Source organism: Methylobacterium sp. WL103 (assembly GCF_008039885.1).
Taxonomy (GTDB): domain Bacteria; phylum Pseudomonadota; class Alphaproteobacteria; order Rhizobiales; family Beijerinckiaceae; genus Methylobacterium; species Methylobacterium cerastii.
This window is the reverse complement of record NZ_VRUX01000790.1, coordinates 1-1,594: the sequence shown is the minus strand read 5'-3', so window position 1 is coordinate 1,594 and position 1,594 is coordinate 1. Positions and strand designations below refer to the sequence as shown.

The following is a 1,594-nucleotide window of genomic DNA, read 5'->3' as shown; positions in this document are numbered from 1 at the left end:
CCGCTCGCCCCGATCGCGCCGCTGCACCAGGCCGCCTGCCTCGCGCGTCAGCCGGGCTCGGGCCATTCCCTCGCGCCCGCCGCCGAGCAGGTGGCGGCATGAGCGGACCCATGAACGCGAATCCGAACGCCCCCGCCGTCGAGCTCGTCGACCTCAAGGTCGGCTTCGGCAAGGTCGAGGTGGTCGACGGCGTCGACCTCCGGCTCGAGCGCGGCCAGGCCATGGCGCTGATCGGCGAATCGGGCTCGGGCAAGAGCGTGACGCTGCGCGCGATCCTGCGCCTCTTCCCGGAAGGCCGCAGCCGCACCCGCGGCAAGATCGCGGTGGCGGGCCGCGACGTGCTCGCCCTGTCGAAGCGCGAGCTGGCGGATTTCCGCGGGCACGTCGCCGCGATGATCTTCCAAGAGCCGCTGCTCGCCTTCGATCCGGTCTACACCGTCGGCCGCCAGATCACGGAGGCGATCCGCCGGCACGAGAAGATCGACGCGGCCGGCGCCCGGCAGCGGGCGCTCGCGCTGTTCGAGCGCGTCCGCATCCCGAGCCCGGAACGGCGCCTCGACGCCTACCCGCACGAGATGTCGGGCGGCATGCGCCAGCGCGCGATGATCGCGCTCGCGCTCGCCTGCCGGCCGCAGGTGCTGCTCGCCGACGAGCCGACCACGGCGCTCGACGCCACGGTGCAGATCCAGATCCTGCTGCTGCTGCGCGAATTGCAGCGCGACCTCGGCCTGTCGATCATCCTGGTGACCCACGATCTCGGCGCGGGTTTGGTTCTCGGCGCCGGTGGCGCCGGACGCCTTCGCCCTCGGGCGCCCGGCCGCCGACGCGTTCCCGTATGCGATCTTCGGGCGCCTGCTCCAGACCGAGTGGCGCGACGGCGCCCCGCCGCCTCATCCCCTCGGCGATCCGCGGCTGCGCGCCGCCACCGCCGCCTACCTCGCCGCCACCCGCGGCGTCGCCTGCACGGCCGACGCGGTGATCGTCACCGCCGGCATCCGCCAGAGCTTGCGGCTGCTGGCGCAACTGCTGCTCGATCCGGGCGAGACGGCGCTGGTCGAAGATCCGGGGTTTCCCGGCATCGCCCTGGCGCTGGCGGAAGCGGGCCTGCGCCCCGTGCCCGTGCCGGTCGGACCCGGCGGCCTCGCGATCGACCGGGCGGGGGCCGCCCTGGGCGCGCGCCTCGCCGTGGTGACGCCGGCGCATCACTATCCGCTGGGCCACGCCATGAGCCTGGAGAACCGGCTGGCGCTGCTCGCCTGGGCCGAGGCGGCAAACGCCTGGATCGTCGAGGACGATTACGGCGGCGAGTACCGCTATGCCGGCCGGCCGCCGCCGCCGCTGCGCGCCCTCGACCGGACCGGACGGGTGATCTACGCCGGCAGCTTCTCCAAGGTGCTGCTGCCGGCGCTGCAGCTGAGCTACCTCGTGCTGCCGCAGGGGCTCGCCGGACCGGTCCAGCGGGCGCTGGCGGAGACCGGCCCGGCGCCCTCCGGCCTCGGCCAGGGGGCGCTCGCCCGCTTCATCGACGAGGGCCATCTCGGCCGCCACCTGCGCCGCACGCGAAAGCTCCATGCCGGGCGGCAGGCCGCCCTGC

At 74.8% G+C, this 1,594-nt stretch carries 1 protein-coding gene and 1 pseudogene; both read left to right on the top strand.

Annotated features, from left to right (window positions below; all coding sequences use genetic code 11):
* Positions 1–98: 98 nt before the first annotated feature.
* A pseudogene (locus FV222_RS25465) lies at positions 99–761 on the top strand (ABC transporter ATP-binding protein); the annotation flags it as partial.
* A 22-nt stretch (positions 762–783) separates the two neighbouring features.
* On the top strand, positions 784–1,594 hold an 811-nt coding region (locus FV222_RS25460), incomplete at its 3' end, for a PLP-dependent aminotransferase family protein (RefSeq protein WP_246685660.1).